We start from the raw sequence: 22,712 nt of genomic DNA, 5'->3' as shown, positions 1-22,712 counted from the left end.
GCTGGCGGGAGCTCTTCTCAGTTCCAGGTGTCCATTGGAACTCATCCGATCGATCGAGTCATTCCGGCTGCAACGCCTTTAAGCTGCCCGGCTACATAGTTCCGGGCTGTTCTGGGGGCTTAACCATGGCGCGTCAGATACAACCAGGGTGGATCATAGGGACTGCGCTGGTCACAGCCGTTGTCTCATCCGCAATCGCGATACTGATCAACTTTGCGACGGAAATGAAGACCTGGTGGCTGTGGCTCGCCGTGATTGTCGTGACGTTGGCCGGCGCCGGCTTCTCAGCGTGGTTCACGGCGCGGGATGCGGATTCGCTGCGAGTCACGGATCCCTCGCCGGAGCTCGATGCCGGTGAGGTGGACCTCAGCGGCCGGGCGAAGCTGATGCCGCTGGAAGACACGCAGATTCGAGTGAAGCGCCGGCTGAAGATGGCCGACGATGCCGAGCTGCGTATGCAGGAGAAACGGCCCAAGCCCGACCCTGGCCCCGGAACGCCGTGACCAACGTTCACGTCGATCGGATCGTCGAGCTGGATGACATTGCACGGAGAGCTGCTGAAGCACTGGCAGGGTCTGTCGGCGTCGTGTGCGGTATCCGCCAGATCGGCAAGAGTCAGCTGCTGTACCAGGCGCGTGCGCAAGACAACGGCACCCGACCGGCGTGCATGGTCGACCTGGCGGATGTGACTGAGCCGGAGGAAGTACTTCAGCGGCTCGTCCGCCGGTTGCAGACGATCCGGTTCCGCAACTACACCAAGGTGAAAAGCGCGATCGAACCGGTGCGGCCGACCTTGACGTTCGGTGAGGTAACGATGTCTGGGCAGGCGAGTATGCACAATGTCATCGACGGTGTGGATCAGAGGGCCAGCGACACCCGGCGACTCACGCCGCCGTTCGTGGAGGACCTGCGCAAGGCGCGCGGGCAACGACCGCTCCTGCTGTTCGACCATTTCGACCGTTGTCCGTCGGCGGCGGTGGGGAGATGGCTGTGCCAGGATCTGCTGCCGGACATCGCCAGAACCGCTGACGTGCTGGTGCTGGTCGCGGCCGAGTCGGTGCCATGGGCCGGCCGCGACCCGCAGGCGTGGATCGATGGCGTCGACCCGTTCGTATTGCATCTGCAGCCGCTGTCGGTCGACGACGTGCTCGATTGGATAACTCAGCTTGGTATCGAACCGAGTCGCGTCCTGGCTGATTTCCTGTGGAAGACGCGAAAGGGCGTGCCGGGGCCGATCGCCGACGAACTTGGCATCTATCTCGCGGAGAGCGGGACGGGCAGGCCGTGAACGGCAATCATTTACAGACCGATGCGCTGACCCGCCACCTCGCCCGGCTCGACGACACACAGTTGGTTGCCTGGGCGCGTCTGGCGGTACTGCGCTGGTTCGACGATCGGCTACTCGAGTTCGTCATCGATGACGACTTGTCGGCGCCTGACGTATTTGCGTCACCCATCGTAGAGCGCGTCAATACCGACAGCAGTGAGGGCCTGTTCATCCTTCGCGATTACGCTGGGATTGAGTCACACCGCTATCGCGTACGTGACTCCCTGCGCGAGCGCCTCCTCGCCGCCCAGCGCGGCGACGCCGGACGGCATCTGACGTACGCTGCTGGGCTCGCCGCCGCGTACTTCCGTGTTGAGGCTGACGAATCGCTCCCCGACGCGTTGCTTGCGATCGAAGAGATCCGATACCTGTCAATCGCTGATCCTGACGGTGCCCGCGTCCGCCTGGCCGGCGTCGCCAGGTCTTCGTTCACCGCCTCCGAAAGCGGTGCCGCGTCGTCGGCGGCAGTGGCGGCGATGTGGTGGACCGGTCTGCAGGCGCACCTCGACCCCCGTCTGGCATCGGCCCGTGATCGGCTAGCCCGGCTCGCCGATGTCATCTGCGCGACGGCGGCTGTGATGACAGCAGTGCGTGACGACGACTTGACACTCTGGCGTGTCCGGCTCCTACAACTGGCGCTCGATCGGGCCACGCGCCTGGGCGTGTCCGACGAGCGTTGGCTGCTCGACACCGCCGAGTCGGTCGTGGAGGCGGTGCTGACGGATCATCTTCGCCGAAGTGGACAGGACAGTTCTTCGGTTCTGCACGGCGCGGACAGCTGGTCAATGGCGCTCGCATTCGTGACGAACAGCCATGCGGTGTTTAAACAGTCACATGACATCACCTTCGTCAGCGAGCGGCTTGTGCGGTACCGCGGGACGACCGTCCTGCAACTTCGAGAGGTAGCCGCACATACCGTCCGGCCGGTGCCGCTCGCGCTGCTTCCCCGCTCGGTGGCGGGCCTGGCGCACACACTCGAAGCGCACGACCAGCGCGGCGTTGAAATTCCAACACTCAACGTCACACAAGCCAATCGGCTGCTCGCGACGGTGACCCTCATGGAGCACGCTGTTCCCGAGCCGGGCGTGCTGGCGGCAAACCCGTCACGAATCGATGACATCTGGACGGAGCTTCACCGACTTCAAACACTTATTGAGGCACGTGTCGGCGATCCTGATCTCGTATCTGAAGATCTCGGAGCGAGTTACAGCTGGATTGATTCGATCGTAGCCGAGCTGCAGGAGTCGGTAGCCGTAGTCGGTCTGCTTGATGCCGGTGTTGCGGCGTCACAGGTTGTCCGGTTTGAGGTGCACGTGCCCGTGCCTTCACCCGCTTCGTCGCGAGTGTCGGGTCGAGTGGTCGCCATGGCATCCATTGGACGATTGGCGCAGGCGGTACAGCAGATACACGTCACGGTACCTCGGGGGCTTGTTCCACTCGGGCCGGCGACTCCCCATCTGACTCCGCTCGGAGAAGGGCCGGGAGCGGCCGGTCGTGTGTCGCAAACCTTTGAATTTGATGCCGCACACACTCAATCAACTATTGTGGACGTCGGTTTCCACTACGGGATCGGCCCGGCTGAACGCCTCAAGACAATCGTTGCTGCTACGCCAGCGCTCCTCATCAGTGGTGCGATCCTGTGGCTGTCTCCGGTGAGCGCTGATGCTCTCGGCTATCAGGGTTTGGCGTTGCTGACGGCTCTGACCGCGTTGGGAACGGTGTCCGACGTCGCACTGCGCTTTCAGCGGCGTAGCCCCGGTCAGGAGGCGGGGCGCGTATCGTTGCGCCGCCGGATGCGCTTGACGGGGATGCTTGCACTCGCAGCGTGGGCTGTGCTGGTCATTGGCGTCATCACGGCCGTCGTGACCGGCCGGACCAGCACGGAGACGACCCCAGAACTCGTATTTTCAATGGCATTCGCGGTGGCGGCGGTTGTAGTCGAGACGTATCAGTTGTTCGCTGACGTCCGCGCCACCCAGCGCCAAACGGAACCGAGGTCTCATCAACTACCGCTGCGGTACCGGGTGGAAAGTGGTCATTCTTTTGTATCGATCCGTGACCGGCAGCGCCCGACTGACCAGCAACGCTTGCTCGAATCGGCTGATGTCCAGACGCGCCGCCAGTGGGATCAGCTCTCGGTCGAACTGCTGAGGCCCCAACCTGTCGAGCTGCGGTGGACGAGACGCCGACCGCCGGGGGTGCTGCCGTTGGACGCACCCGCAATGTGGGCCGCAGATGGAGATGCGCAGCAGCTGGTTGACACCTTCCTCAGCTCGACCCATCGGAAAGTGTTGATCATCGGACGGCCCGGTAGCGGCAAGACTGCGATGGCCATCCTCCTTGGCGAGGGCTTGCTGCGCCGGCGGAACTCGAACTCGAACTCGACGTCGCCGGTGCCGGTCAAACTTCGCGTCGCGACCTGGCAACCGCTCGATGAACCGTTTCCCCGGTGGGTGGCCCGCTCGGTCGCTCGCAGTCCGCGGGAGCGGGCCGAGATCGCGGAGCTCGTTGAGGCCGGCCGTGTGACTGTCGTTCTGGACGGTTTGGATGAACTGACTGAGCAGGGGCGTCTGGCCGCAATCCACGGGATGGAGCACGCTGACCGACGCGTTTCGGTGATCCTCACGTGCCGTACGGACGAGTACAACGCTGTTCTCGCGACAGCTCCGAACTTCCTTTCATCGGCCGCTGTGATCGAACTTGAGCCGCTTGCGCTGGATGGTTCGATAGCACCCGCCGAGGTCCAGGACCTGTCGCGAACGCCCGAGGCGCTCGAACTGAACACTCTTGCCCGCGCGGACAGAACGGACCGGCCGGATTCGATTGCTGGGGCGTTGACGCATGCAGCACTGGTCCGCGCATACTCCTGGCAAACTGGCAATGATCTGCAGCCGTCCCTGGGCGTGGCGCGGCGTTGGCTTGAGTCGCTGGCTACTTTGTCCGCACGGACCGGTGGAGGCATCGACTGGTTCGAGCTGTACCGAATGGTTCCCCGCATCGGGCGAGGCGTCGCCGCCGCAGTCGTCTCGGCCACGGTGATCGCCAGTGCGACAGCCATTGGGGTCGCCGTTATCGGCCACCCGGTGAACAGGCAGGGTCTGCTCTCGGGATTTGCCCTGAACCTACTGGGCCTATGCGTTGTCGTACTTGCACGCAGCACGCCACGCAGACTGGAGCGGGCTCGGCAGGTCTGGACAGATGGAGTTGTCTCAATGACCGCGGTCGCGGCGACGTTCACGGCGGCCGACGTACCGGTGGCCCGGTCAGCTTGGGTAGTTGCGGCAACCGCGGCGGGGTATGGGCTCGCGGGGGCCGTCACTCCGATCGTCCGCCGCCGACTGGCGGCGCGACGCGCGCGACAGGCACTCACTGGGCGCTCGTCTCTTCGTCTGGCGTTTGCGATGGCGCTGCTTGAAGCATGGCCGCCGGTTCTGCTGGCCGGTTGCCTACTCGCGGTGGCCGTCCTCCCGATCCGCGCCATCGATGCCACCGCAGCCGTGCTCGTGACGGCACTTGCCGGAACCTTGCCGATGTTGCTGGGCTTCTGGGGCTGGTACCACCTGAGCCGGATCATGCTGGCAGCTCGTGGCGGCCTGCCGTGGCGGCTGGTCCACTTCCTTGACGATGCCGCTGACCGTAGGTTGTTGAGACGACGTGGATTCGGCTGGGACTTCCGGCACGTTGCCTTTCAATCAGCGTTGACGGTCCAGCCAGGCCCGAACCTCGAGAGGAGGCGGGTGATCGTTGGCTTCGCTGCGCTTCAAGGCGCCTTTACCGGTGTCGTCCGTTCTATGTTGACATGGTTGATCGACAGGTTGGACCGTTAGCGCCGCCGAACTTGATCCTTCCGAGATCTTGCCACGTCGCATTCGGGTTGCTCAGCCCTGTACGGCGTCGGCCGATTGGCGCAGATTGTGCGGGGGTGTGGGTGGAGGCGGAGCCTTCCCAGCAAGCGGAGACTCAGTTGGCGAAGTTCGTGCCGTGGTAGAAGAAGCGGCCGACGCCGACGGTGAAGATCAGCAGGCCGTAGGCGGCGTGTTCGACACAGACGGTCAGCAGGGAGCGGGTCTGCTGGTAGCGGCGGGCGAAGAGCCAGCCGCCGACCAGGGTGAGCCCGACCGCCACCGGGTTGCCGAAGAGCAGGTGGGCCAGGCCGAACGAGACAGCGCTCGTGGCGGCGGCGATGCGGTCGTTGCGCAGCAGGGTGCGGTACCGATGCAGCAGAAAAGCGCGGAAGAGCAGCTCCTGCGGGTAGACCGAGACGATCGGGTAGGCGATGACGATGAGCACCCACAGTCCCGGGTTCCGCCGCGGCAGGTCGAACAAGTGGTCGCGGTCGAACAACCACACTGCGGCGACGGCCAGGACGGCGGCGAGCGCCCACAGGCGCAGGATCGAGGGCAGGGCCGGGCGCAGGGCCGAGGGGCGCCACAGGTCGCTGCGGTCGAAGTCGCGGGCGCGGCGGAAATAGAACGCCACGGCGATGCACAGGACGAGCAGGATCGGGATCGGGCCGCCGGGGATCTTCACGAAGGCGAACGCGACGGGAAGTACGACGAACACCAGGATGAACTCGGCGACCATCAGGGGGATGGTGTCACCCACAGGTGACGGTCAACCCCTACTCTCGTGGACGATGCGCATCGCCGAACACAACGTCGAACGCCGTGCCCGGCCGACCCCGTGCGGCCCGGTGCGGTTGGCGGAGATCGTGCGGGCGTGCGGGTGGAGGCGAAGCCTTCTCCGCCGTGAGCGAAGCGAGCTATGACACAGATGCGCATCGCGAGTTACAACGTCGAAAACCTGTTCAACCGGGCGAAGGCGCTGGACCAGCGGACCTGGGCGGACGGGCGGCCGGTGCTGGAGGCGTTCGCGCGCGCCGGCGAGCTGCTCGAAGAGCCCGTCTACACCGACGAGGTCAAGCGCGAGATCCTGCGGGAGCTGGCCCGGCTCGGGCTGCGCAACGGTGACCTGGCCAAGTTCGCGCGGCTGCGGCAGAACCGCGGGCGGCTGCTGAAACGGGCCCGGGACGGGCGGGTCGAGGTCGTCGCCGGCGGGCGGGCCGACTGGATCGGCTGGATCGAGCTGACCACCGACCGCTGCGACGAGCAGGCGCTGCTCAACACCGCCCGGGTCATTCTGGACGTGCGGGCCGACGTGCTCGCCGTCATCGAGGCCGAGAGCCGGCACGCGCTGAAGCGGTTCACCGACGGCGGGCTGCGCGGGCTGTATCGGCACATCCAGGTCATGGACGGCAACGACGAGCGCGGCATCGACGTCGGCGTCATGTCGACGGATGCCTTCCCGATCACCAACCAGCGCACCCACGTCGACGACGCCGACGACCGCGGCCGGGTGTTCAGCCGGGACTGCCCCGAGTATCACTTCGCGCTCCCCGGCCGCGCCGAGCCGCTGGTGGTCCTGGTCAACCACCTCAAGAGCAAGGGCTACGGCGGGAAGGTCGCCTCGGACGCGACCCGCCGCCGCCAGGCCGCCCGCGTCGCCGGCATCTATCGCGCCCAGTCCACGCCCTACGTCGTGGTGGTCGGCGACCTCAACGACACGCCGGAGAGCGAGCCCCTCGCCCCGCTGCTGCGCGACTGCGATCTGCGTGACATCTCGCGGCATCCGTCGTTCGAAGACACCGGCCGCCCTGGTACCTACGGTTCGTGCACGGCCCGCAACAAGCTCGACTACGTGCTGCTTTCCCCCGCGCTGTGGGCGGCCGCCACGGGCGGCGGGATCGAGCGCCGGGGCGTGTGGGGCGGCCGCAACGGCGTGCTGTGGCCCATCTACGACACGATGACCCGGGCCGTCCACGCCGGCTCCGACCACGCGGCCATCTTCGCCGATATCGACTTAAACAAATTGTGATCACACATTCGGTGAAATCTCTGCCGACGGTAGCGGGTGCGTCGCCGCGCGTGACAATCTTGGATTTACAGGTATTCACGCAGGCCGGGGGTCGGATGCGGAGGGACGATGACTGCGACAGCAGCCTCGACCAGCCTTGCCTCCGGTGAGCCCCCGATCAACTTCGCCGCGCACCAGATCCGGGCCGGCAATATGCACGGCGCCCGCGACGACTTCGAGCAGATGCTCGCCATGCTGCTGGCCGCGGTCTACCCGGGCGCGCGGGCGATCAGCGCCAACCCCGGCGACTGGGGCATCGACATCCTGCTCGGGGAGCTGTCCGGCCTGGTCGTGATCTGGCAGTCGAAGTACTTCTGGCCGATCGTGACCCGCGCGCACCAGGGCCAGATCCGGGAGTCCTTCGACTCGGCCGTCGCCGCCGCGGCCCGCAACGGCTACCGGCTCACGCAGTGGGTGCTGTGCGTCCCGGCCAGCATGGACGCGCCGACCGCGCAGTGGTGGGACAACTGGCGGGCCCGGCGGCAGCGCGAGACCGGCGTGCAGATCGAGCTGTGGCACGAGAACGTGCTGCGCAACCTGCTGATCAAGCCGGACTGTGCGCATGTACGCCGCCACTTCTACGACCCCTACGCGCAGTCCCCAGGGCCGGTGCGAGCTCCGCGAGTACCACTGCATGATCTTCGTCCTGAGGACGACAAAAGTCTTGAGGGCGCTTTGTTCGTACGGCAGCTGAAGGCGGCCGGTCACACGGAGGTCTCGGCGGCCAAGCGCGAGTACTTCAACGCCGACCTCCTGGCCCGCGAGATCCTCGACAAGCGCGTCCCGGGCGAGCTCGACGCCCTCGACGACGCCGACGGGCTCGTCCACGGCATCTGGGAGGCCGGGTTCAACCAGGCCGCCACCCGCCACCCGGGCGACCCGCTTCTGCCGGGCCTGCACGCCGCCGTGATGCGGGAGATCCGCGAGTCCGGCGCGTTCTCCGAGCTGCTGCGGGCCGGGGTGGTGCACCGGTGCGGGCTGATGCACCGGGTCGTCGAGCAGCGCCGGGCCGGCTGGGTGACGCACTGGCGGGAGCTGGTATGAGGTGCTTGCGGTGCTGCTCATGACGCCCGACGAGGTGGCCGCGTTCCGGCGGGCCCGGCTGTTACTGGTGCTGGCCGCGGCCGGGGAGCCGCTGGACGCCGAGCGGCTCGGGGTCTACGAGTTCCTGGCCGGGCAGCCGCTGCTGGTGGCCCGGGCCGAGGACGACCCCGACCGCACCACGCTGCGGCTGGCCGGGTTCGACGACCGGGCCGTCGCCTACGCCAGCCCGGCCCAGCGCTATGTCACCGCCCAGCTGCACCTCAACCGGGATCTCGCCGCCCTCGTCGCGGCCGGGCTGGTCGCGGTGCAGGCGGCCGGGCGGGTGACGTACCGCCTCACGGAAGAGGGAGCGAGCATGGCCAGCCGATTCACCGCGATGTATGCTCAGTCATACATCACAGCGGTGCGCATCGTCATCCGGCGGCTGCGGCGCATGAGCGGCCGTAAGCTTCGAGAGAGCCTGCGGCAGTGGCTGCTCCCCGTCCCAGTCAAGGACGTCTCATGATCGGTCTGCGCACCCAGGGCATCCGGATCAGACGGCTGCGCCTCCACGGCGACGACCGCGACTACGACGTCGACTTCCGCGCGCCCGACGACACCCCGCGGCCGCTGTCGGTGCTCGCCGGCGCGTTCAGCACGGGCAAGACCACGATCCTGGAGTTCGTCGACTACTGCCTCGGCGCCAACGACCACCCGCGGCACCCGGAGATCACCCCGAAGGTCAAGTCCGCGACCCTGGAGGTCGAGCTCTCCGGCTCGCCTTACCTGATCGAGCGGGCCGTCGGCGAGCCGTCCATGTTCGCCTACGTCCGCGCCGGCCGCCTCGACGAGCCCGGGGCGGCACCGCGCGTGCGCCGGACCCTGCGCCCGGCCGGCCACCCCGACAGCCTGTCCAGCCTGCTGCTGTCCCACTGCAAGCTGCAGGGCGTGCGGCTGTCGCTGGACACCGACGACCCGCTGAGCTTCCGCGACCTGATGTGGCTGTGCTTCCTGCCCAACGAGCGCCTCGACGGCAAGGACCTGCTCTTCGAGAGCGTCCCGATGAAGCACCTCAAGCTCCGCCAAGTCGTCGACCTCGTCTTCGACGTCCACGACGACCACACCGTCGAGCTCGGCCGCCGGATCCGCACCGTGGAGAGCGAGCTGGCCGCGGCCCGGACCGCCTACCGGGCCGCCGAGCAGCTCGTCGAGGACCAGCACCTCGGCTCCCGCCTCGACCTCGACGCCCTCGAACAGGCGGCCAAGGACGAGCTCGCCGCCTGCGCCCAGGCCCTGGCCGCGCTGGACGCCCGGGCGCGGGCCGCCACCGCGTTCGCCGCCGACCTGCGCGAGCGGCACCGCGACGCCGCCCGCGGCGCGCTGTCCGCCTACAACGAGCTGCGCGACCGGGAGACGCAGCTGCAGCGCCTGATCCCGCTGCGCGGCTCCTACGCCGACGACGTCTCCAAGTGGACCATGCTGGCCGAGACCGACCGGCTCTTCGAGACCGGCACCGGCGTCTGCGCCTCCTGCGGCGCGTCGCTCACCCCGGCCGACGAGCGCTGCCCGGCCTGCCGCTTCCCGGTCGGCCCGATCGACGTCTCCGGCGAGCTGCGCGCGGCCAAGACCCGGCTGTCCGAGCTGACCCGGCACATCGAGGACCTCGAGCACGAGATCCCCGCCCTGCGCGCCGCGGCCTCCCGGGCCCAGGACGCCGAGTCCCGGGCCGCGGCCGAGGTCGACGCGGCGACGTCGCACGCCGTCACCCCGTTCCTGGCCGAACGCGACGCCATCGCCCGCCGCCGCGAGGAGGCCGCCGCCACCCGGCAGCGCGCGTCCGACGGCCTCCGGCTCGTGCAGAGCCTGGAACGGCGGGCCAACGGCATCCTGCAGATGATGGACCAGCTCGAGGCCGACCGCGACGCGTTGGGCCACGGCGGTGTCCAGTCGCGCCGCGCCGATCGCGCCGCCGTCGTCCGCCGGGTCAGCGAGCGCTACCGGTCGGTCCTGGCCGAGTTCCGCTACCCGAAGCTGGCCGACGCCTACCTGGCCGAGGACCTGACGCCGTATGTCCGCGGCGAGCCCTACACCGCGGCGTCCTCCGGCGGCCGCACCCTCATCGCCCTGGCCTGGCAGCTGGCGATGTTCGAGACGGCCTGGGAGAACCGCTCGTCGCACCCCGGCTTCCTGCTGCTGGACAGCCCGCAGAAGAACCTGGGCGCCCTGGGCGACCTGGAGGACGGCCAGACGATCCAGCGCATCTACGGCCACATCGAGGCCTGGCTGGCCGGCCGCGGCGTGGGCGCCCAGATCGTGGTCGCCGACAACGCCCCGCCCCCGACCGCCGCCCACGACGTGATCGTCCGCTACTCCCGCCGAGCCGACCAACCGCCCTACGGTCTGATCGACGACGACTTCTGAGGGCCGATCGCGAACTCGCCGGCCGCCAGGGCCCGCCGGACGACGGCGCAGGTCTGCTCCGCGCTCAGCCCGCTCGTGTCGATGACGTGCGCCTCGAGCTCCTCGCCGAGCTGCGCGAAGGCGCCGTAGAGGCCCGTGATGGGCCCGACGTCCCGCAACTCCCGCCCGGCCCGCTCCCGAGCCCGCGCGAGGGTGGTCTCCAGATCGGGCCGGAGCACGATGTACGACACCGCCACCCGTGGTTGGTCACAGCTCCGGACGCTAGCCGCGCGGCTCCGCGACAAACAGACTTGTCATTTCCGGCCCCGTCAGCCGGAACGGGTCGTGACGATCACGGTGCCGTAGCGCTCGACGTCGTCGGACTTCATCAGGTCGTAGCGGCGGATCGCGGCGGCCTCGTCGGCGGCCGCCCACAGGACCTGGACCTCGAGCGTCTGCTTCACGTCTTTCACGTCTTTCGCTTCCTGCACGGACGTGAACGTGCACGTGGTGGCGTCGTCGCGGTGGGCGGTCACGCGCTGCCGGTCGAGGCGCTTCGCGATCTCGGCCGGAGGAAGCACGCGGCACGGGTCGGGGCGGTCGGTGGCGCCGCCCAGGTAGGCGGCCGGGGGTTCGATGGGGCGGATGCGGTACCACGTCAGCCGGTCGCCGGCCGCGACCAGCATCGCCGAGCCGCGCTGCGGGACCGCGCCGGCCGGGAGCATGGTCGCGTAGGGAGCGGAGACGCCGTGCTCGCCGACCCCGGACACGGCCGTGAACGGCACCGGTCGCGGGGCCGGGCCGACCGCGTACAGCCGGCCGCCCTCGCGCACCAGCGCCCGCACGGTCCGGTCGGCCCGCCAGCGCTCGGCCCCGTCGGCGAGCGCGAACGCCTCCAGGGCCCCGTCGGTGGTGTCGGCCGCGGCGCCGGACTGGGCGACGACGGCGACATCGCCTTCGACGGCGAGGTCGCAGTACTCGGCGCAGCCGTCCCCGGCCCGTTCGACGAGCCGGTGCCCGTCCGGGGCGAACAGCTGGAACGTGCGGGCCCCGCGCACGAGCGTCGCCCCGTCGCGGACCAGCAGCCCCAGCCCGCCGTCGTCGGCGGCCGGGTCGAGGGTGGTCCGCGACCGCAGCGCGCCGGTGTGGGCGTCGCGGATCTCCAGGCGGTCCTCCACCTGGTCGTTCTCGGTGCAGGCCAGCCGGAGCGCGGTCGTCCGGCCGTCGCCGGCGGCGGCGCGCAGGTCGCAGCCCTCGGGCAGGTCGGCACTCCACAGCCGGCCGCCGTCACCGGCCGACACGGCGTTGATCTTCCCGGCGTCGGGGCCGTCGCGGGTGGGTACGGTGCCGGCGTCCTCGTCGGCGTGGCCCATCCGCGACCGGCCGGAGTGCTGCTCGGAGGTCTTCCCGGCGGCCTTCGGCGAAGGCGAGGCGGACGGCGAGCGCGTCGGCGTCGGCGACACCGATGCGGACGGCGACTTCTTGGCGCTCTTCTTCGCGTGCGGCCCCCACGAGGGCGTGGCCTTGACCTTCTCGGGCTTGGCGGTGGTCTTGGGGGCGTCGCGGGGGTTGGCCCACTGCATGGGGGAGGAGTTCTCGGCCGGCTCGCCGACCAGCGTGGCCGGGCCCGCGGCCATGGCCTGGGTGCGGGTGGTCAGCGGCATGCGCCAGCGGGCCTCGCCGGTGCGGGTCGACAGCGCGGTCAGCTGGGCCGTCTTGGCGTCGCGGTCGTAGCTGTTCACGAGTAGCGAGCCGGCGCCGAGGTCGCTCTGTGACCACAGGACCGTGCCGTAGGCGCCGGACTCGTCGAGCTTCTTGCGCCACCGCACCGCCCCGGTGTGGGCGTCGAGCCCGGTGAGCTCGGTCCCGGCGTCGGCCTGCGACACGAGGGTGTCGGCGGTCGGGTCGAAGCCGACCAGGTCACCGGCCTTCGTCGCGAACGCGGCCCCCGCCGCCACGTCCCCGGAGCGCAGCCCGCCGTCGAGGGTGCTGGTCTCGAACGGCGGCGTCACCACCGGCTCCGGATGCGCGGCGACGCTCGCAGTGAGCACCGCCGCCGGCACGACCAGCAATCCCGCCGCCTTGTACGGCCTCACGACGCCCCCGTTCATCGACTTCCCGCGTCGGAAAGACGCTAAATGCGGATATATCCGGACACACGCAGCGACGCGGCCTGTTCAGCCATCAGCGGGCGATATTTCCGGATTACCACAAAAGTGGAGCACGCGGGCATGAGATGTCGAGAACAAGATCCGAAGCGCAGTGGGTACTGCCGGCAGCGCCGACGTACCGCCAAGCGGCTTGAGGACAACGTCCGCCGGTCCTCGCTCGGGGTCGATATGCCGGACGCTGCGGCGCGGATCTAGCGCTGGCGTGTGTGCTCGGCTACCACTGAGCCCAGGGCACGGTCCAGTCGCCGAGGCCGTCGGTGAGGGGGAGGTTCTTCGGCGTGTTGCGGACCTCGACGATGTCGCCGGCGTCGAAGGTGTCGTAGAACCACTGCGCGTTGGCCGGGGCCACGTTGATGCAGCCGTGGGACGTGTTCGCCTTGCCCTGCTGGGGGATGTTCCAGTCGGCCAGGTGCACGTACTCGCCGGAGGTGGAGATCCGGCAGGCCAGCTTGATCTTCTCTTCGTAGTAGTTCGGGTTGTTCTTGTCCGTGATGCCGAAGCTCGCGGAGCTCATGGTGACCAGCGGCTCCTTGGTCATCAGGACGTGGACGCCGGAGCGGGTGAAGAAGTCGATGGTCTCGCCCTTGGAGCCCTTCGTCTCGCCGCCCTTGCCCATGCTGATCGGGATCTTCTTGACCATCTGGCCGTCGATGTAGCACTCCATCTGCTTCGTGTTGGAGTCCGCGATCGCGATCCGGGCCGGGCCGATGGAGAAGTTGGCGCTGGAGTTGCCGCCGCCGTAGACGCCGTTGCCGAGGTCGACGCCGAGGACGTTGACGCTGACCTTGACCGTGGTGCCCTTGGCCCAGTATTTCTCCGGCCGCCAGTGTGCGCTCTGGCTGCTGACCCAGTGCCACTTGCCCTCGACCGCCGGGGACGTGGTCACCTTCATGGCCTGCTCGGCGGCGTCCTGGTTCTTGACGGCCTTGTTGAAGTACACGATGACGGGCTGTCCGACACCGTAGGTGCCGCCGTTCTTCAGCGCGGCCATCTGGTTGGCCTGGAACGTGATCGAGGCGACCGAGGCCGGCTTCAGCGTCGTGAACGAGCTGGACTGGCTGACGTCCTTGCCGGCGCCGTCGGCCCCGGCGACGGTGACCGTGTAGGTCGCGCCGTAGGTCAGGGCGCCGTTCGACGTCCACGTCTTCTTGTCGTCGGCGAGCTTGCCGTCGAGGTTCTTGCCGTTGGCGGCGACCGTGACGGTGTTGAGCGTGCCGTTGGCGATCGCGACGGTGACCTGGCTCGCCGGCGACACGTCCTTGCTGTCGGCCGCGGGCGTGATGGTGACCTGCGCGGCCGCACCGCCGCCGCCGGCGCCGCCGGGCGCGCTCGGGTCCGCCGACGCACCGCCACCGGCCCAGCTGGCCTTACCGTTCGAGTTCTTGCCGTCACCGCACGCGGCCAGCGTGGCGGCGGCGGCGACTCCGGCCCCCGCGGCCAGCATTCTCCGACGACTCAGCATGGTCTTGTGTCCTCCCCGTCCGCGAACGGTACCGACCCGGGGCGCATGTGCAAAACCCTCGAATGGTAATGCCCGCAATGTCCCGCTCCGAGACCGGCAAGTCCCGCTCCGAAATCCGGACGTTCCGCCCCGAATGCGGCAACGTCCCGCCGTGAGAGCGGCAACGTCCCGACCCCTAGACGTGTCCGAGGGTCGGGGACGTTTACACGGGTTCACCGCGCTGAGACGACTGTCACTTCCAGGCGGTCGGTGTAGAAGGCGACCCGCCCCGCGATCGGCGACACCGCGTCGTACGGCTTCTCGTAGCTCCACACCGAGTTGTCCACGGTGCCGTCGGGCGTCACGACGGAGTAGTAGGAAGCGTCGCCCTTGAACGGGCAGTAGGTGCTGTGGTCGGTGCGCTGCAGCAGCTCCTGGTTGGTGTCCTCCAGCGGCAGGTAGTAGGCCACCGGGTAGGTCGACTCCTGCAGGGCCAGGGCGTTGGTGCTGTCGGCGACGACGTGCTCGCCGGAGCGGACGACGACCCGCACGTCGGACGGCGTCACGGTGATCGGGTGGTCGGGGCCGGGAATCAGGTGGGGACGACTCATACGCCCAAAGTTATGCCGCGAGGACTTTGTCGACCAGGCGGACCGGCAGATCCTCGTCGAGGGTCCACGGGAGGTAGATCGCGCGGTACACGATCGGGCTGATCAGGCCGTCGATGATGTCGTCGGCGGCCAGGGCGGCGGACTCGCCGATGATGGCCAGGCCCTCGGTGCGGCGGTTGCGCAGGCATTCGGTCTCCTGCTCGCCGGCGGACGCGCTGCCGCCGCGCAGGAGGGCGGCGTTGATCGGCTTGCGGTAGTGCTCGACGATCTCGCGGCACCAGGCGATGAGGTCGGCCCGCAGGTCGCCGGTCCGCGGCAGCTCCCGGGCCGGGTCGAGCCGGTAGGTGGCGATGTCGTTGAGCATGGCGGCGGCGTCGCCCCAGCGCCGGTACACGCTTGTCGGGTTGACCCCGGCCCGCTCGGCGACCAGCGGGATCGTCACCTTCTCGGCCCCGCGCTCACGGACGAGCTCCTCGACCGCGAACCGGATCGAGGACAGCACGGCGGCGCTGCGGCCACCCGTGCGGCGCACTGGGGCAGACATTGTGACCCTCCATACAAAAGCAAAGATCTTTGCGTTAGTACTGCCTGTAAGGCGTAACTTCAGCCTAACGCAAGAAGCTTTGCTTTAGGAGGCACCGCGATGTCTACCGCAACACTCGACCGCCCGGCCACCCACGTCATGCGGCGCCGCACCCTTCCGCCCGGCGTGGCGTTCGCCGGGGCCGCGCTGGCCTTCGCCTCCCTGTACCTCGCGGCCGGCGCGCCCACACCCCTGCTCGTGCTGTTCGAACGCGAGTGGGGCTTCGCGCCGTGGGTGCTCACCGTCGCCTTCGCCGCCTACGCCTTCGGGCTGCTCGCCTCGCTGGTCGTCGTCGGCTCGCTGTCCGACCACGTCGGCCGCCGCCCGGTGCTCATCGGCGCCCTGGCCGTCGAGCTCGCAGCGATGCTCATGTTCGTCTTCGCGCCCAACATAGGCTGGGTGATCGCGGCCCGGATCGTGCAGGGTGTGGCGACCGGCGCGGCCAGCAGCGCGTTCACCGCGGCCCTGGTCGAGCTGGCCCCCGCGCGGCACAAGCGGCTCGGCGGCATCCTCGGCGCCGTCGCACCGGCCGGCGGGCTCGGCCTCGGCGCGCTGCTCACCGGCCTGGCCGTGCAGTTCACCCACGCCGCGAACCTGATCGTGTTCACCAGCCTCACCGTCATCATGGCCCTGGGCACGCTGACCGCGGCGCTGTCGGCCGAGACCGTCAGCCGCCGCCCGGGCGCCCTGGCCGCGCTGAAGCCGCAGGTCTCGGTCCCGCGGGCGGCCCGGCCCGACTTCCTGGCGGCCGCGCCCGCGCACCTGGCCTCGTGGATGCTGGCCGGCCTGTTCATGGGCCTGTCCCCGAGCATCCTGCGCGACGTGTTCCACCACAGCAGCGGCCTGCTCAACGGCGTCACCGCGTTCCTGCCCCCGGCCACCGCCGCGACGGCCGCCTACCTGCTGAGCCGGCACCCGGCCCGGAAGGTCGTGCGCGACGGTACCGTCGCCGTCCTGATCGGCACCGCCATCGTCCTGTTCGGCATCGCGACCGTGACCCTGCCCCTGCTCTGGGTCGGCGGCCTGGTCGGCGGGGCCGGCTTCGGGGCGACGTTCTCGGGCGCGCTGCGGACCGTCGGGCCCCTCGCCGAGGCGCACCAGCGGGCGGCGCTCTTCGCGGCCGTGTTCCTGGTGGCGTACCTCAGCTTCGGCGTCCCCGCGATCGTCGCCGGCCAGCTGGTGGCGCCGCTGGGCCTGCTGACCACGGTGCTCTGGTACGGCGGCGGGATCATCCTGGCCGCGCTGGTCGCCCTGGCCGCGCAGCTGCGCCTCGGGACGAAAACCGCCTGAGAACCCCTAAGACCGCTGGTCCCCGCGCCGATGGCAGGGGACCAGCAGTCGTACGTCAAGGGAGGGCAGCGTATGCGTATTGGTGATTCGGTCACGTTCAATGTCGTCGCCGCGGGCACCCAGGTGGACCCGGCGACCCGGCAGGCCCAGGTCAACGCGCAGGCGGACACGCTCGGCCAGTTGATGGGTACCAAACACAACGTCCAGGTCGCCGCGAACGTCAACGACGGTCAGGGCGTAGACCTGTACGTCTGATCGGCCGAACGAAAGGCGGTTGAGGGGGTGTGGGTGGAGCCTGCTCCCCCGCCGCTTTCAAATGTCGCCTTTCCGCATCGCGGCGGCCATCTTCGCAGGATCATGGCCGTCGCGAACCCCGTCGAAAATGATGGCCGACCCCTCGATGTGGTCGGTGCGCTGCCGCAGGATCGCCTGGTAGGCCGGTGACGCATACCAAGCGCGGGCGGCGTCGGAGTCCGGGAACTCGATGACGACCACGGTGCCCGGCCACTCGCCCTCGATGACCTCGACCTGCGGGCCGTGGGCGACAAACCGGCCCTCGAACGGCTCGAGCGTGCCCTGGATCCGCTCGAGGTAGTCCAGCACGTCGTCGTGGGCGCTGCGGTTGTACAGATGCGCGAGTGCGTAGCCCTTCATGGGCCGATCATGCCAGCAACCGGCGTCACACTTCGGAGCCGAGCAGTTGCTTCGCCGCCCGCAGCGCCACGCCGCGCAGGGGCTCGGCGCGCATGACCGCGCGGACGGCGGCGCCGTCGAAGAGCATCGTGAGCCGCGCGGCGAGGAACGCCGGGTCCGCGACGCCCATGGCTTTCGCGTGCTCCAGGAAGTACCCCTCGAGGCGATCTTTGAAAGAGAGTGCCACGACGGAGGCCTCGTGCCGCGGGTCGTGGAGTTCGACGGCGGTGTTGACGAACGGGCAGCCGTGGAAGGCCGGGCCGGCCGACTGCTCCTCCAGGCGGGCGAAGACGTGCAGGATGCGCTCGCGGGCCGGCATGGCCTTGGGGTCGGCGGGGAAGTATCCCGCGACCGTCGCCGGGCCGTAGGTGCGCAGGCTCTCGGCGATCACCTCGTCCTTGGTGGTGAACAGCTGGTACATCGAGCGCTTCGACACGCCCGCGGCCTTGCACAGGCGCTCGACGCCGACCGCGGCCGCGCCTTCGGCGTAGAACAGCTCGGCCGCGGTCTTGAGCAGGCGTTCACGCGGCGTAGCGATCTGAGTCACAGGCTTGAGTATAGCGGTGTGGAAACCGATCGGTTTACGGTGGTGCCAGGCGATGGAAACCGATCGGTTTCCGATCATCGAAGGAGATCGCAATGAACGAAGTTGTGCTGGTCACCGGCGGCAATCGGGGTCTCGGCAAGGCGTTCGTGGAGGAGGCCCTGGCCCGCGGCGCGAGGAAGGTCTACGCGGCCGCTCGCGACCCGCGGACGGTGACGACACCGGGTGCGATTCCGATCGCACTCAACGTCACGGATCCGGCATCGGTACTGCGGGCCGCCGCCGAAGCACCCGACGTCACCCTGCTCATCAACAACGCCGGCATCTCGGCCCGCGCCAGCGTCCTCAACGCCGACCTCGACCTCATCCGCGACGAGTTCGAGACGAACTTCTACGGCCCGATCCTCGTCACCCGCGCGTTCGCCCCGGTCCTGAAGGCCAACGGCGGCGGCCGCCTGCTCAACGTGCACTCGGTGCTGTCCTGGATCTCGCAGGGCACCTCGTACAGCGCGTCCAAGGCGGCCCTGTGGCAGGCGACGAACGCGTTCCGCCTGGAACTGGCCGCGCAGGGGACGTCGGTGACGGGCCTGCACGTCGGCTACATCGACACCGACATGACCGCCGGCGTCGACGGGCCGAAGGTCGAGGCCCGAGACGTGGCCCGGCAGGCCCTGGACGGTGTCCAGGCGGGCGCGTTCGAGGTGCTCGCCGACGACATCTCGCGCACCGTCAAGCAGGGCCTGTCCGCCGACCCGGCGGCGCTCTATCCACAGCTGGTGTAATGGACGGGTGAACTCATACCGGGCCGAGGGTGAGTACAAGCGCGACTCGCGGTACATCACCGACCGCATCACCGCCGACGGGCGTGACGGCTGGCCGGTGGAGCCGGGCCGTTACCGCCTCGTCGTGAGCCGCGCGTGCCCGTGGGCCAGCCGCGCCATCATCGTGCGCGGGCTGCTGGGGCTCGAGGACGTGCTGTCCATGGGCGTGTGCGGACCGGCGCACGACGAGCGCAGCTGGACGTTCGACCTCGACCCCGGCCGCCGCGACCCGGTGCTCGGCATCGAGCGGCTGCAGGAGGCGTATTTCAAGCGCTTTCCCGGCTACGAGCGCGGGATCACGGTGCCGGCGATCGTCGACATCCCCACCGGCCAGGTCGTGACCAACGACTTCGCCCAGCTGACCCTCGACCTGTCGACCGAGTGGGGCGCCTCCTCGCACCTGTATCCGGAGGCGCTCCGGCCCGAGATGGACGAGGTGATGGAGCTCGTCTACCGGGACGTCAACAACGGGGTCTACCGGGCCGGGTTCGCCGGTTCGCAGGAGGCCTACGAGACCGCGTACGACCGGCTGTTCGCCCGCCTCGACTGGCTTTCGGAGCGGTTGTCGGGGCAGCGGTACCTCATGGGCGATGCCATCACCGAGGCCGACATCCGCCTCTTCACCACCCTGGTCCGGTTCGACGCCGTGTATCACGGCCACTTCAAGTGCAACCGCCAGAAGCTCAGCGAGCTACCGGTCCTGTGGGCGTATGCGCGGGACCTGTTCCAGACCCCCGGCTTCGGCGACACGGTCGACTTCGACCACATCAAGCAGCACTACTATCTGGTCCACCGCGACCTCAACCCGTCCGGCATCATCCCGGCCGGCCCCGAGCTCAGCGGCTGGCATGCGCCGCACGGGCGCGGGTGAGTTGCTGGGTGCCGAGCCCGATGAGCCACAGGCTCCACGGCACGTAGCCGGCGAAGTTCACCAGCGCCAGGGCGGGGACGAGCCCGGCCGGCCCCGAGCTCAGCGGCTGGCATGCGCCGCACGGGCGCGGGTGAGTTGCTGGGTGCCGAGCCCAATGAGCCACAGGCTCCACAGCACGTAGCCGGCGAAGTTCACCAGCGCCAGGGCGGGGGCGAGCCCGGTGGCGATCGCGCCCGCCGCGACGAACCCCCAGACCCGCGGCAGCACCGCCATCCTGCGCGCGACGAGCACGGTCCAGATCGCCGTCAGCACATAGCCGCACGCCTCGCCGACGATATTGCCCATCACGACGTTGAGCGTGTGGAACGTGCCCGGATCGTCGACGAACGGCACGATGAGCGGCCACCGCAGCAGCCCCACGACCTGCACGGCGGCGGCCGCGATTCCGACCCACTCGGCCGTGCGGAGTTTGCCGGCGGCGGGCACGACCCCCTCGGCCGCACGCAGCTTGACGGCGGCGGGCGCGAGCAGCCCGGCCGTGCGCGGCTTGACGGCGCCGGGCGCGACCCCCTCGTCCGTGCGCGGCTTCACGGCGGCGGGCGCGAGCAGCCCGGCCGTGCGCGGCTTGACGGCGCCGGGCGCGACCCCCTCGTCCGTGCGCAGCTTGCCGGCGACAGGCGCGGGCATCCCGGCGGTGCGCAGTTTGAGGGCGACGGGCGCGAGCAGCCCGGCCCCGATCGCGAGGAGCAGGAACCACCCGCCGATCACCGCCGGGTTGTCGTGGAACCGCTCCAGCACCTCGGCCGGCGGCCGCTGCAGGATGGCCGGGTAGTCGAACGCCGACCCGAGCCCGATGAACGCGATGTTGGCCACGAGCGCGGCCGCGATGAGCAGCATGATTGCCTCCCGAATCTGTACGCTGTCCAATCTGTACGCCGTCCAGACTGAACGGTGTACAGTGAGCGTGTCAAGGGAGGTTGTGTGCCAAAGCCAGGACCCCGCGGCATCCTGTCCGACGACGTGATCGTCGACGCCGCACTGCTCCTGCTCGACACCCGCGGTCCGGAGGCGATGTCGATGCGCGGCATCGCGACGCAGCTGGGTGTGGCCCCGAATGCGCTCTACACGTACTTCCCGGACAAGGCGGCGGTCCTGCGCGCCGTGGTCGACCGCCTGATCGGCACGCACGCCGACCTGTCGGCTCTGGCCGACTCGTCCGGCCTGCCCCGGGCCCGGATCCGGACCTTGGCACTGGGCCTGCGCGCGGGCCTCATCCGCCACCCGGGCGCGGCCTCGGTGCTGCTCGGCGCTCCGATGGACGGCCCGCAGGCCATGCTCCTGGGCGAGCACCTGCTCTCCGCCCTGGCCGACGCCGGAGTCGAGGGTCCGTCGGGAGCACGAGCCAGCTACCTGATCATCGTGTACCTCCTGGGCTCCGTCGCCCTCGAAGCGCTGGAACTGGACCCGACCCGGCCCGCCCCGCCCGAGGAGGACCGCATAGCCGCCCGCCGCCAGGCCTTCGACCGCGTCCCCGCCGAGCTCTTCCCAAGAACCGCCGCCGAGGCCGCAACGATGGCCACCTACATCGGCACGGAACAGTTCACGTGGGGCCTGGACCGCCTCCTCGACGGCCTCGGCGTCCCCGCGTGAGCGCTGAGCCGACGGCGCCGGCCGGCTCCAGTCCGTCGGCCGCAGCGGGTGGCGCGTTGTGGTCACGGAGCAGTTCGTGCGGGCTTCAGACCGCCTCGGCGTCCTCGCCTGAGCTCTGAGCCGACGGCGCCGGCCGGCTCCAGTCCGTCGGCCGCAGCGGCGGCGCGCCGGCGTCGGTGACCACGCCACGCGCCCGCCAGTCGAAGCCCGCCGGCCACGCGGTGGTGTCGTCGGCCAGCGCGCCTTTGAGGTCGGCCGCGGACAGATCGGCGCCGATGAGCTGCGCGCCCCGCAGGTCGGCCCGCCCCAGCCGGGCCCGCCCGAGCCGCGCCCCGGCCAGGTACGCCTGGCTGAGGTCGGCACCGCGAAGGTCGGCCCCTTCGGCGACCAGCCCACCGGCGAGGACTTGGCGGAGATCGGCCGCCCGCAGATCCGCCGCCGTGACCCGGGCCTGGGTCAGGTTCGACCCGGTCAGGTCCGCGTGCCGCAGCGCCGCCCCCTGCAGGTCGACGAGGCGAAGGTCGCTGTAGTGCAGATCGGCGTTCGCCAGCCGCGCGAACTCCAGCCGCCCGGCCGGCACCGCGAGCCGATCCAGATGCAGGACCTCACCCCGCCGAGGCGCCCGCCGGGCCAGGACCCGCAGCGCGACATCGATGTCCGGCCGCGCGTGGCGCAAGGCCGCGCCGATCTCACCCTCGCCGAGCTCCGTCGCCGCCACCCACGCCCGCCGCTCGTCGTCGGCCAGGGCCGCGTGCCGCCGGACGAACGAGCTGAGCACGTCCACCACCGCGTCCCGCTCCGCACCGTGCGCGACGGCGACGCTCTCCAGCGCGTAGATCCCGGCGACCCGCAGGTCGATGCTCTCGCCGCCCATATGCTGCACCGCGGTCGCGAACCCGTCGCGGGCGTTGCCCTGCCGGGTGACCTGGATCTGCCGCCAGGTGAAGACGACCCCGAACAGCAGCCCGATCCCGGCGAGCCCCTGCAGCAGGCTGGCCCGGATGTCGTTGACGGCCTTGGCCCGATCCGCCGGCGGCGCCGCCCCGCCCAGATCCCACCGCAGCACGAACCGCGGCGACAGCACAACGACCACCGCGACGAGCACGATGACCACCAGCGCGACCGCGACCACCGCCCCCGTCCGCCGCCGCCACGGCCGCAGGTAGGCCACCGTGATGTCCCGCTGCGCAGACGCCCAACGCCCCATCCGCCCGCCTCCCGCCCGCCGCCGAACCCTTCGATGCAGCTCGATCATCACGTCGGCCGCGGACCAGCCGCACCGTCAGTCGCGAAAGCGACACGCGCCGGCCCGAGCCCGGGGTGGAGGACCGACCGCCGGTGCGTGGCCGCGCGGTGGCGGACCTGTGCGAGGCT

At 69.8% G+C, this 22,712-nt stretch carries 21 protein-coding genes and 1 pseudogene; 12 read left to right on the top strand and 10 right to left on the bottom strand.

All coding sequences use genetic code 11. The features are described from left to right. The first annotated feature begins 224 nt into the window (after nt 1-224). Genes ACIA8L_RS33755 through ACIA8L_RS33745 form a run of 3 tightly spaced genes read left to right on the top strand, consistent with a single transcriptional unit; the run spans nt 225 to nt 5,154 of the window. Complete coding sequence (locus tag ACIA8L_RS33755) at nt 225-503, top strand: hypothetical protein (protein ID WP_395910787.1); 279 nt, start codon at nt 225-227, stop codon at nt 501-503. Next, nucleotides 500-1,288 (top strand): hypothetical protein, encoded by a 789-nt coding sequence (locus ACIA8L_RS33750; protein WP_395910785.1) that lies wholly within the window; start codon nt 500-502, stop codon nt 1,286-1,288. The genes ACIA8L_RS33755 and ACIA8L_RS33750 overlap by 4 nt, the downstream gene beginning before the upstream one ends. Beyond that, complete coding sequence (locus tag ACIA8L_RS33745; RefSeq protein WP_395910783.1) at nt 1,285-5,154, top strand: hypothetical protein; 3,870 nt, start codon at nt 1,285-1,287, stop codon at nt 5,152-5,154. Before ACIA8L_RS33750 ends, ACIA8L_RS33745 begins: the two co-directional genes overlap by 4 nt. A gap of 133 nt (nt 5,155-5,287) precedes the next feature. On the opposite strand, the gene ACIA8L_RS33740 is transcribed toward ACIA8L_RS33745, so the two are convergent. Further along, a complete protein-coding gene (locus tag ACIA8L_RS33740) occupies nt 5,288-5,911 on the bottom strand; it encodes a CPBP family intramembrane glutamic endopeptidase (protein ID WP_395910781.1) in 624 nt (207 codons plus the stop codon). A gap of 189 nt (nt 5,912-6,100) precedes the next feature. Here ACIA8L_RS33740 and ACIA8L_RS33735 point away from each other — a divergent pair, with 189 nt between their 5' ends. The 4 genes from ACIA8L_RS33735 to ACIA8L_RS33720 all read left to right on the top strand — a co-directional run bounded on the left by ACIA8L_RS33735 (nt 6,101) and on the right by ACIA8L_RS33720 (nt 10,684). Continuing rightward, complete coding sequence (locus ACIA8L_RS33735) at nt 6,101-7,201, top strand: endonuclease/exonuclease/phosphatase family protein (protein WP_395910779.1); 1,101 nt, start codon at nt 6,101-6,103, stop codon at nt 7,199-7,201. 108 nt (nt 7,202-7,309) lie between these two features. Continuing rightward, complete coding sequence (locus ACIA8L_RS33730) at nt 7,310-8,284, top strand: hypothetical protein (protein WP_395910778.1); 975 nt, start codon at nt 7,310-7,312, stop codon at nt 8,282-8,284. A gap of 19 nt (nt 8,285-8,303) precedes the next feature. Then, entirely contained in the window at nt 8,304-8,789 is a 486-nt protein-coding gene (locus ACIA8L_RS33725) for a hypothetical protein (protein ID WP_395910947.1), read from the top strand. Beyond that, nucleotides 8,786-10,684: a DNA recombination protein RecN gene (locus ACIA8L_RS33720; protein WP_395910776.1), complete on the top strand. Its 1,899-nt coding sequence runs from the start codon at nt 8,786-8,788 to the stop codon at nt 10,682-10,684. Before ACIA8L_RS33725 ends, ACIA8L_RS33720 begins: the two co-directional genes overlap by 4 nt. Here the strand turns inward: ACIA8L_RS33720 and ACIA8L_RS33715 are convergent. The 5 genes from ACIA8L_RS33715 to ACIA8L_RS33695 form a co-directional block, all read right to left on the bottom strand. Next, nucleotides 10,657-10,920: a hypothetical protein gene (locus ACIA8L_RS33715; protein WP_395910775.1), complete on the bottom strand. Its 264-nt coding sequence runs from the start codon at nt 10,918-10,920 to the stop codon at nt 10,657-10,659. The genes ACIA8L_RS33720 and ACIA8L_RS33715 overlap by 28 nt on opposite strands. A 72-nt stretch (nt 10,921-10,992) precedes the next feature. Then, a complete protein-coding gene (locus ACIA8L_RS33710) occupies nt 10,993-12,759 on the bottom strand; it encodes a PQQ-binding-like beta-propeller repeat protein (protein ID WP_395910773.1) in 1,767 nt (588 codons plus the stop codon). A gap of 289 nt (nt 12,760-13,048) precedes the next feature. Then, nucleotides 13,049-14,296 carry an Ig-like domain-containing protein gene (locus ACIA8L_RS33705; RefSeq protein WP_395910771.1) on the bottom strand — a complete coding sequence of 416 codons (1,248 nt, stop codon included), beginning with the start codon at nt 14,294-14,296 and terminating at the stop codon, nt 13,049-13,051. Nucleotides 14,297-14,508: 212 nt separating this feature from the next. After that, a complete protein-coding gene (locus ACIA8L_RS33700) occupies nt 14,509-14,886 on the bottom strand; it encodes a DUF427 domain-containing protein (protein WP_395910769.1) in 378 nt (125 codons plus the stop codon). 10 nt (nt 14,887-14,896) lie between these two features. Then, nucleotides 14,897-15,430 (bottom strand): TetR/AcrR family transcriptional regulator, encoded by a 534-nt coding sequence (locus tag ACIA8L_RS33695; RefSeq protein ID WP_395910767.1) that lies wholly within the window; start codon nt 15,428-15,430, stop codon nt 14,897-14,899. Nucleotides 15,431-15,529: 99 nt separating this feature from the next. Between ACIA8L_RS33695 and ACIA8L_RS33690 the strand changes: the two genes are divergently transcribed. Together ACIA8L_RS33690 and ACIA8L_RS33685 are read left to right on the top strand one after the other, a co-directional pair. Continuing rightward, on the top strand, nt 15,530-16,759 hold the full coding sequence (locus ACIA8L_RS33690) for an MFS transporter (protein ID WP_395910766.1): 1,230 nt from the start codon (nt 15,530-15,532) through the stop codon (nt 16,757-16,759). A 72-nt stretch (nt 16,760-16,831) separates the two neighbouring features. Beyond that, nucleotides 16,832-17,014, top strand: coding sequence for a hypothetical protein (locus tag ACIA8L_RS33685; protein ID WP_395910764.1), 183 nt, complete (start codon nt 16,832-16,834; stop codon nt 17,012-17,014). A 57-nt stretch (nt 17,015-17,071) separates the two neighbouring features. On the opposite strand, the gene ACIA8L_RS33680 is transcribed toward ACIA8L_RS33685, so the two are convergent. Both ACIA8L_RS33680 and ACIA8L_RS33675 read right to left on the bottom strand, forming a co-directional pair. Then, the gene (locus ACIA8L_RS33680) at nt 17,072-17,413 is read right to left on the bottom strand and encodes a DUF1330 domain-containing protein (RefSeq protein ID WP_395910763.1); all 342 of its coding nucleotides are present in this window, start codon (nt 17,411-17,413) and stop codon (nt 17,072-17,074) included. A 25-nt stretch (nt 17,414-17,438) separates the two neighbouring features. Further along, nucleotides 17,439-17,999, bottom strand: coding sequence for a TetR/AcrR family transcriptional regulator (locus ACIA8L_RS33675; RefSeq protein WP_395910761.1), 561 nt, complete (start codon nt 17,997-17,999; stop codon nt 17,439-17,441). Nucleotides 18,000-18,091: 92 nt separating this feature from the next. Here ACIA8L_RS33675 and ACIA8L_RS33670 point away from each other — a divergent pair, with 92 nt between their 5' ends. Together ACIA8L_RS33670 and ACIA8L_RS33665 are read left to right on the top strand one after the other, a co-directional pair. Continuing rightward, nucleotides 18,092-18,778, top strand: a complete 687-nt coding sequence (locus ACIA8L_RS33670) for an SDR family oxidoreductase (RefSeq protein ID WP_395910760.1) — start codon at nt 18,092-18,094, stop codon at nt 18,776-18,778. Nucleotides 18,779-18,785: 7 nt separating this feature from the next. Further along, nucleotides 18,786-19,685: pseudogene (locus ACIA8L_RS33665) on the top strand (glutathione S-transferase family protein); the annotation flags it as partial. A 102-nt stretch (nt 19,686-19,787) separates the two neighbouring features. Here ACIA8L_RS33665 and ACIA8L_RS33660 read toward each other — a convergent pair. Next, on the bottom strand, nt 19,788-20,585 hold the full coding sequence (locus ACIA8L_RS33660) for a hypothetical protein (protein ID WP_395910758.1): 798 nt from the start codon (nt 20,583-20,585) through the stop codon (nt 19,788-19,790). 84 nt (nt 20,586-20,669) lie between these two features. On the opposite strand from ACIA8L_RS33660, the gene ACIA8L_RS33655 reads away from it, so the two are divergent. Then, the gene (locus ACIA8L_RS33655; protein WP_395910757.1) at nt 20,670-21,338 is read left to right on the top strand and encodes a TetR/AcrR family transcriptional regulator; all 669 of its coding nucleotides are present in this window, start codon (nt 20,670-20,672) and stop codon (nt 21,336-21,338) included. Between the two features lie 85 nt (nt 21,339-21,423). On the opposite strand, the gene ACIA8L_RS33650 is transcribed toward ACIA8L_RS33655, so the two are convergent. Further along, nucleotides 21,424-22,545: a pentapeptide repeat-containing protein gene (locus ACIA8L_RS33650; RefSeq protein WP_395910755.1), complete on the bottom strand. Its 1,122-nt coding sequence runs from the start codon at nt 22,543-22,545 to the stop codon at nt 21,424-21,426. Nucleotides 22,546-22,712: the final 167 nt, after the last annotated feature.

Source organism: Dactylosporangium sp. NPDC051541, from assembly GCF_044454505.1.
GTDB lineage: Bacteria > Actinomycetota > Actinomycetes > Mycobacteriales > Micromonosporaceae > Dactylosporangium.
Note: the sequence above shows the minus strand (reverse complement) of the source record. Positions and strands in the feature narration are given on the sequence as shown.